This is a genomic window from Stieleria sp., from assembly GCF_041595215.1.
In the GTDB taxonomy this organism is placed as follows: domain Bacteria; phylum Planctomycetota; class Planctomycetia; order Pirellulales; family Pirellulaceae; genus Stieleria; species Stieleria magnilauensis.
Window position 1 is genome coordinate 1 of the sequence record NZ_JBFHKV010000249.1, and the last position, 9056, is coordinate 9056.

Annotated in this window: 2 protein-coding genes and 1 pseudogene; all 3 read right to left on the reverse strand. The window is 61.1% G+C overall.

What is annotated here, in order from left to right:
- On the reverse strand, positions 1–4661 hold a 4661-nt coding region (locus ABX749_RS11830), incomplete at its 3' end, for a hypothetical protein (protein ID WP_372896161.1).
- Positions 4658–8224 carry a hypothetical protein gene (locus tag ABX749_RS11835; RefSeq protein ID WP_372896162.1) on the reverse strand — a complete coding sequence of 1189 codons (3567 nt, stop codon included), beginning with the start codon at positions 8222–8224 and terminating at the stop codon, positions 4658–4660. The genes ABX749_RS11830 and ABX749_RS11835, both read right to left, overlap by 4 nt.
- A 459-nt stretch (positions 8225–8683) precedes the next feature.
- A pseudogene (locus tag ABX749_RS11840) lies at positions 8684–9056 on the reverse strand (hypothetical protein); the annotation flags it as partial.

A 9056-nucleotide genomic window follows, 5' to 3' on the forward strand; every position in this document is an offset into this window, starting at 1 on the left:
CGACACCGAATCGACAACTCACGGATCGGCCCCAAGTCGGCTTCGTATCGCCCCAATTCGGGACGGAACAACGACCGTCCCATTGGATCACCGAGCGAATCGACCTGGATTTCACGCGGCGCCTCGACGATCAACGTTGCCGAATGGATCGCCGGAATCGCCAACCGGATGACCGTGGTCGCCATCCCCGGCAACACGTCACCGTTGGCGATGTCGTTGAACAGGTCGGGACCGCCGAGCGAGTTTCCGCCGTTACGATTCTCCGACAGCGGGCGGTCAAGGCCATCCGCTCTTGCGTCGACGTTTCCCGATTCGCCGCCGAGCGTCAACACCGACGGCAGGTACGTCAGGCGCAGCAGACTCTGACGACTCGACGGAATGGCCGCGGTCACCATCCCGCGTTCGTCGACGGTGAATCGGATGATTTGCGTTTCGCCATCCCCCACCCATTCAATTCGACGCAACGAGTCGGCGCGGACGGGCAGTCGCACGCGGGTCGATTCCCGCACCAACTGAATTTGATAGTCGGCCTGAACTTCTGCCGTGATCGAACCGGACGCATCACGTGGCGGCGTCAAGACGACACGGTACTCGGCCGATTGAAATTGGGCGTCGACCGGGCGGTCAGGATCAACGACCGAACGAATCGATTCGTAATCCGCACGCGACAGGTAAACCTTGTCCCCGACGGGCGCATAGTCCGCCGCCAGCGGCACCAACAACTCGATCGGATCGTGTTGCGGGGTCTCGCCGGCACCGCTGCTATCGATCTCGCGACGCGGTTCCTCGCCGGACGAATCCTGCGCCGTCGCGACACCGGGGACGGCGGCAAGCATCCCGATCGTCAGCATCAAAATGGAATGCGTCGCTGAGACCGAAAAGTCCGCCGATCGGTCACGCGCACTTCGCTGCGATTGGGTGTCGTCCGACCGTAGCGTCCCACTACTGCCGTTGCTCGTCGTCTTGTCGCGGCGGCGTCGATCGGCCACCACCACCTGCAACAACCCCGCGGCTGCAAGCGGCACCGCGATCCAAGCCACGATCGCGTGCTGGGCCGGCCACCAGATGATCGATCCACTGATCGACGTCACCACCAGCACAAACAGCGTGTGAATTCCCAACGAGAACCAGCGTGCGATCGACCAGCCCAAACAGAACAGGACCGTCGCGGTCAGCCACCCCAGTCCGATGGCCGCGTCTCGCGAAACCAGAATCAACTCCGTCCCGTCCGCCGAATCCTCCGATCCCCCGGACTGCGCCGCCAACAGGTGCGGTGCCAGCAGGTCCGACGCCGAAACGCGGTGCACGAGCAGCGTTCCCGCACCGGCTTGATAGGACGCTTGATTGCGAATCACGTTGCCTTCCACCTCGACACGAGGAATCGGGCAGCGGCGAAACCAACCGCTCGACGAGTGACGTCGACGCATCACGACGGAGACCTGATCACTCTGTTTTTGCGGGTTGATCCAAATTTCACCGACACCGATGCGATCGGGAACGTAGCTGGTGTTGTTTCTGGAAACCGACACGAGTTCCAACTCTTCGTCGAACAAAACATGAATCGGTTTGCGAGTCGAAACGTCGGCAACCAAGTAAAACAGATCTTCAATGCGACTGTTGGCGACGACCTCCAGACGCTGGTCCCAAATCAAGGTCGCGGCGGAGTCTCGACGTGCCCGCCGCAACCGGATCTCCGGGCGAAGCAATGGTTCGTATCGCAGATGTTGCGGTTGGTCTCCAAATGGCTGCAAGGCGTCGGCCGGTTCCGACCCGGGCACCAATTGAACGCCGGGCGGGATTTCGGTCACCTCCCAACTGGCATCGATCATGACCTCGGCGGTCTGCCCGCGCGTCCGCCGCACGCTCGGCAGCGAAAGCGTCAACTGGTCTTGGACGGGAAAGTACCGTCGTCCGACCAATTCGTATTGGCGCAGGTCACGGCCTTCGAGTGTGATGACATAGGTCCCCAGCGGATCCAACGGCATCCGCTGGACACTGGAACTGGGCAGACTGACGGTTGCCGATTGATCGGTGCGGCGGAGCGACCAATCGAATTCTTCTTGCCGAGCGTTTCCGGTCAGCACCGAGAGTTCCGAGATCGGCTGCGTCGTCTCGGCGCGGACGACAATCGTTTCGGCAACGTCGCTGCCTTCGGTTTGAATCACGTGACGCAGCGCCACGCCGAAGGAGTCATCGACCGGTTCCAAGGTGACCGCGGGGATCTCGCCGGTGGGACTGCGGATCAACAAGGTTTCCGAAGTCGGTTGAAAAAAGGCGATCGATTCTTCATCCAGCGTGGAGGACTCGAAGCGTCCCGGAAGCATCACCGAATTGCCATCCCATCGCCGTAGCGGTGGAGGTTGGATGGAGATCAGATGAGCACCGACGTGCTGCTCGGGGCGCACGATCCAAGTCGAATTCATCGCCAACCGGTTGCGATTCCTCGGCAAATTTTTTCGCGCAATCACTTCGACTTCGAATGTCGCCTGCGCCGACTCGCTCGGTGTGGGCCAAATGACCCATTGGTTGGCGCCGACGGGCACTGTGATTCGGCGTCCGGAACCGAGAACGGTGACCGAGTCGACGTTCCAGTCCGGATTGACGTTCATGCGAAAGGGCGACTGGTGGTTTTGCAACAACCGGCATCGAATGCGGCTGTTGGATCGGACCTCCGGGGCCGGGGTCTGCTGGACACGCAAACGCGTCCAAATCGCCTCGATGAATCGCTCTTCCTTTTCAATCAACCTCAGCCGCGACCAGGTGGAATCCGCTTGAGCGGATTGCGGCGGCGGACCGTCGGCGATCAACAGGGTTTCGCCGGCGCGGGTCGGAGTCTGAATCGATTGCCGCCATGTCGGTGGCAAGTCCCATTGTGCGACTTCCAAGGGGTCCATCACCGCCACGATGGTTTGCGTCGACGCTTCGGTCCACAGCACGTTCGGTTCGACCGGGATCACCGACGGCAACTCGCAAATGCCATCGTCGAGTTCCCAAGTCGACGTCCCCTCGATCGTCAACGTCACCACCTCCGACACCAGTTCGGGGCGAAGTGTTCCGCCGACCGCATTGGCGTTCAACGAATCCATGACACCGGCGACATTGCCGGGCAGATCGACATCGATCAACGATTGTCCGTCTTCACGACGCAACACTTGATAAGGCGCTTCGATCGAGTTGACTCGGATCGCCGTGACGGTCCCCAAGGGCGAACGCAGACGCAGACGGTTGCGTTGGCGAGGGAACTGGAGCGTCATGCGGTGGATCCACGAAACGCCCGATAAATCCACCTCGTATTGTTTGGACTCTCGACGGATGAACAACGGTTGATTGGTATCGTCGCTGGACCGTCGCCGCGCAAAGATCTCCAGCCGATTCAGGCCACCGGCTTCCAACACATACCATCGGATGTCGCCGGTACGGGTCTGGACATCCGCATCCGGAGGCGGGCCGGGACGTTCGACCAACACGCCCTGGCTGGATTCCAGAACGATGTCGCTGGGGGTCGAAATGACCAACCGCGTCTGTGATGTCCTTGGCAATCGCAAATCAAACCGTTTCGCCGCGCCCAAGGATTGACTCCGCAGCGTCCATCCGAAACGAATTTCGGATTGAGTCCAACCGTCGGAAACGACGTCTGCCGATGAACGGTTGCCGGCAGCCCCGCCCGGCTCTTGCGGTGCCCCTTGAGACGCTGCTCCCTGAGATACTGAGTCCTGAGATGCTGTTCCCTGCGATGCAGAAGGCGCGTTGGCGGTAATCGGCTTGGGGATCACCGCAATCAACTCGCCCGCGGCATCGATTTCCAGCCGCGGCAAATTCACCGTCGACGCCGACAGCGGCGAACGCAGTCCGCCGGCGGAGTCCATGATCGCCAAATTGACCTGTCCCAGCTTTCGCCGAATGATCGGGCGACGCCGGTGCTCGAGCACCAACTTGCTGCCCTCGCTGATGAACAGATCTTCGTCGAGCCGGATGTCATAAAACCCGCTGACCAATCGGGCCTGATCGGAATCCGCGAACCGCTCGGTGCCCGTCCCGATCGCCTCACGCAATTCACTGATCGAGACCGCACGAAAATCAGGCGGGACCAAATCGACGATCTGTGAAAGGAACACACCGATCGGTCGCAGCGGCCGACCGTCGCGGTCGCGATGCGGTAGCGGCAGCGTCAATCGCTCGCGTGGTGCCAGTACCGGTGCCGGTGCAACATCGCCCGCCTCCGCATCGCTCACCCCAGAACCGGAGCGTTCCCCCTTCATCCCCTCCGTCTCTCCTGCCTCCTTGTCTCCCTCCTCCTTGTCTCCTGTCTCCTTGTCTCCCGTCTCCTTGTCTCCCGTCTCCTTGTCTCCCGTCTCCTTGTCTCCCGTCTCCTTGTCTCCCGTCTCCTTGTCTCCCGTCTCCTTGTCTCCCTCCTCCTTGTCTCCGTTCTCCGCCGCGGCTTGCACGACCGCCGGTGTCGGTGCCTCGCCTTGTTCTTGTTGACCGAAGCCGGTCCCCGTCCAGAGCGTCCCGCAACCGATCACGGCCAGCACACACAGCAGCACGGATCGAATGCCGGACGAGCACCGGGCACTGCCATCGGGAACGCTCGACGTGCCCGAGGAGGACGCCCCGGCGTGCCCGGCCTGGCAAGCCTTGATGTCGCTCACCGGGCGGTTCATGAAGCCACCTCGTTGGCCGATTTGGAGACGTCTTCGGGGCCAATCGAATGCGTCACGGCGATACTGCTGGGCGGCCGATAATCGGGCGGTTGCCGACGACTTTGTGTCGATGCATCGAGCCGCGGTTCACGCGTGCTGGTCAACACGCGCGAGGGTGTGGGCAAGACCAGGTTGCGGATGGCCAGCATCACGATCACCAACACCAACGACAACATCGAGACTTGTCCGACCAGAATTGCGGCATCGGGAGCCGCGGCCAACAGGCCCGCAAAACAGACAATCGCGACGACGGCAGACAACGGATTGCGCGTCGCGGGAATGTACGCCAACACCGCGGTCACAAACACGATCACGCCGGCCACGATCATCCACAGGATGGTTCGGGTACCGACCAGCGCCCGAAACGAGCGGTCATCCATCGACGAAAAGAGATAGCGATTGCCGGTCGGCATCGGACTCAGATCGACGAGATCGGGCTGCGTCGCGGCGATCCGATTGACCAGCGTGGTCTCGGTCATCAGCGGGCTGCGAATCAACCGCCAACGGTCAAATCCCCACTGCATCTCACGTCCGACCGAAGGCGTCGCCCATACCAGATGGCAATCCGATGGCACCGTCATCTGCCATACAAGTTGCCCGGCCCCCGGACCGACATGCGCCAGCGGGACGATGGTCTGAAACAGACCGCCGCTGGTTCGGTCGACCCATAATCGCACATCGATCAGGTGCTGCTGTGTGTCGGAGGGGACACGCACGACCAAGCGTTCTCCCACCATCTTAAACGCCGCGGGTTCGCCGTTGAGCGTGACTTGGATTTCTGTTTGATCGGGATACAAAAGTTCCAATTCGAATTCGCCGGTCCCCTCCAGACTGGCGATCAATTGATCGTGCTGCGAGATCTCGCTGATCGCCGTTCGCACCACAATCTTGCCGGTCAGCAATTCGCTGCTGGCCGGTGCCCGCGGCGAGATCCGCAACGGAACCGTTTTGGTCGGCAGCGTGCGAAAGACCAACTGATCGGTCAGCGATTTCTCGGCCGGGGTGATGTCATGCGATTCGCCTCCCAACAACTCCAACTCGACCTTGCCCCGCAACGTGATGTCTTGAACCAGCGGATACGGCAAGCCGATTTCGACCAGCGTTTCGGAGGTGTCGGGATTGAAGGTCACGGTTTCCGAATGGATGAAACGCACCTCCATTTTGCCATCGGCAAGCGCATCGGAAACCAGATCGTATTGCTGGGTCTGCGACGACCCCGCCGCCGGATCCTGCTCCGTGTCCTGCTGGCTATTCTCGACCGCGGCCGACGAATCCGACTCGACCGGCTGCAGCTTCGCCGCACGGTCATTCACTTCGACGGACCATTGATTGGGCGTCGAGCCCGGTGCCGCCGTGACCTCCTCGCCGGTCGGTCCATCCGATGACGTCGTCGATGCCGCTCCTGCCGATGCCGCCCCGGCGACCGACTTGATCGGCTCGGGGATCGCAACCTGCAATCGCCCTTCCAGGTCGACGGGGGTTTCGATCAGCCACGTGACGGTCGTCACCAACTGATCACCGATCAACTTGACGTTGGCTTGGTTTTCCAGACTGATGCGGGGCGGACGCTCGACCATTTCCCCGATGATGCGGGCGGCCGATTCGGGAGGCATCACGGCGAACACTCGGATCGCGTCGACATCTCGCGGATCGTCCACCGAGGCGCGTTCGCTGTTGCCGACGCGTTCCAATCCGCTGCCGGTTGCCGAATCCGCCGTTCGCTCCAGATTGACTGAGCGTTCCAAATCGACGACGAACGAACGTCGTCCTTTACCGGACAGCCGCACGATGGCTTCTTGGATCGTGATCGGATCGCGACGGTCCCCCGAACCGACGATCCGCGGCACCGGCAAGTCGATCCGCTGATCCTCCTGTGGCGACGACGCCTCCTGGATCGGACGCCGCGCCTTGATCAACACCGGAATGCTCTCTTCCATCCCTGTGTAACTGACTTCGATTTCGATCAAGTCGTCCGATTCGTACCACGGAAGCGGAGCACCGGTGCGGGCATTTTCAATTTGGGTCACCTGCCAATCCGACAAATCGACGCTCAACAATTGCGAGCGATTGCCGTTTCCGACCGATCGAATCTCCATCGCCAGATTCGCATAGTTGTCCTGCAACTCGATGTCACACTCGCTGGAAACGCGGAACTCACGTTTGGTCGCGTCCAACCAGATCGGCAACGTGAACGCACCGCGAATGAATTGAAAGGAATAGCTCCGCTGATCGACCGTCGTTTCCTCCTCGACGGCCGGCGTCGTGTTTTTGACATACGATCGTTGGTGCCACCGCAATCGATAATCCGCGCCCGTGGTGATGTTGATCGTGCCCTGGTTGCGAAGCGCCTCCTCGACGACGGGGACCTGCAAGGACAACGGTTTCTTGACCGTCGGTGAATCACTGGGCAGCTCCAATCGAAACTCCAACACGATGCTCTGTCGACGCTCGAACTTGGGGATCGTGACGAGATACAGTTCGTCGTCGTCGGCGTCGGGTTTGGAGAGTTCGACTTGCTGACCGAATTGACCGCTGGTGATCAATTTCGGCTCGTCGCGCAACGAGGCGCCCGGTGGAAGCCGGAGTTTAAAACTGGAGATCGGACCGCGCGAATCACGCACCGTCATCTTCACGTCTTGCAACAACGGATCCTGCGGAGAATTCCATTGCATCGAAATCCCGCTGGTCGCTTCCAGCAACGGCACCGAAACAGGACGATCCATCGTGCCCCACTGAAGCGTGAAACGGCCTCCGCTGCTGATCACCTTGAACTGGCTGCGTCCCGCGTTGTCGGTCGACGTTTCAATGACTTCATCGTCTCGATTGGGAATCACGCCGACGACGTCGCGCGAATCACTGACCAAGTTGATTTCCGTCGCCGCGAGCGGCAAGCGAAAATCCAGGGCGTGCAGCACATCGGTCTCGACCCGAGCGGACATCTGCATGCGGAATCCGACGACGGTGTCCCGGGCGACCGAGGCGAGTAATTCATAATCCCCGGTGTCCTGGTCGACCGATACGGCCAGCTTGTTGCCGTTCTCGGCGCCGGAGAAGAACTCGACCGGTCCCAGGCGGTGAAAGTTCTCCATCGCTAACGGAATTTCGATCATCTCTTCGGCGGTCGCGTCGACTGCCACGCGCACCTCCACCGACAACTCCGCCCGATTGCCATCGACACGCCCGTCGATCTTGACCGTGTCATAGACATAGCGACGGGTCTGGTTCTTGCCGCCCCGTTCCAGTTCCAAATATCGCTCGTAGTTCATCCCCGGCGCATAGATCGGGTTCTCGGAGACGTCCAGAAACATCATCCCCTTGATCGGCAACTTTCCCGACTCGGCCGGCGGCGCCGAGGGGCGGAGGATTTCCGGTGGCGGATACGTGCCCGGCGGCTGCCCGTGGCTCGGTCCGCCCAGCGCCAGTGACAACCACACTCCGGCGTACACCAACACCGACGCAGCGATCGATCCGGCCGACATCAATGCCGCCGAAAAGATATTCGTTACCGAATCGGTGCGATTCATAAACCAGGTGGACTCGATACGGTCTGCGGCAACGCGGCGAGCCGACCGGGACTCGCGAGCAAGCAGCACGTGGCGGAAATAGAAAGGAGAAGGAAGCGGCCCATGCTTGCGTCAATGGCGGACCATCCGTTCAGGAAACACCCCTTTAGTTTACGCAAACCACGCAACCGGAAACAGCAAAAGCGCGCCCTTCGGGCCCGGATTTCGGCGGTCCGCCCTCGGCCCGGGACTTTAAGTCATCCAACCGCACGATTCTGCAACATCGTCACATTCGTCCCAGTTGCCCCACCATTGGCCGGACGCGTCCAACAGGGCGGGCCGACCCGTCGCGTCACGGGAGAACGCGCCCCAGTTCGCCACCGGGAATTGCCAAGTGTTTCGGATCCGTCGCCGAACCGCAAAAAGCCTTGGCAGCTTCCGCTTCCGCGTTAACCCCTTGGACTGAATCTGGACGAAGCCCTAGTTCAGCGGCAGCGGGCTTTCCGTTAACGCGTCGATCGCCGCGCTGATCCACTTCGCGTCGATCACCGTGCCGGCACGATTGACAATCAGCCAGGGTCGGGCTCGCCGAATCACGCCCTTTTCTAGAAACTCGCCGAACAACGTCACACGCTGCGTCTGTTCGGTGTCCATCGCCCCTGACTCTCCCGCATCCTGGGGCCCGAGAATGACCGCGACGGCGCAATCGCCAGTGTTGGCGTGATGGACACGGCATTGCGATCCAGCCACGCGCTCGCTGCGGGCCCCCTCGCTGGCGGGCAAGACCAGATCGAGCGTGGGGTGGGAATCCAACAGCGTCGTCTGAATCGAAACCAGTAACTCAAAGCAGGCG

Bases quoted from the DNA above. Each gene is read 5' to 3' on its own strand.
- ABX749_RS11835 (WP_372896162.1), bottom strand. From the start codon at position 8,224: ATGAATCGCACCGATTCGGTAACGAATATCTTTTCGGCGGCATTGATG.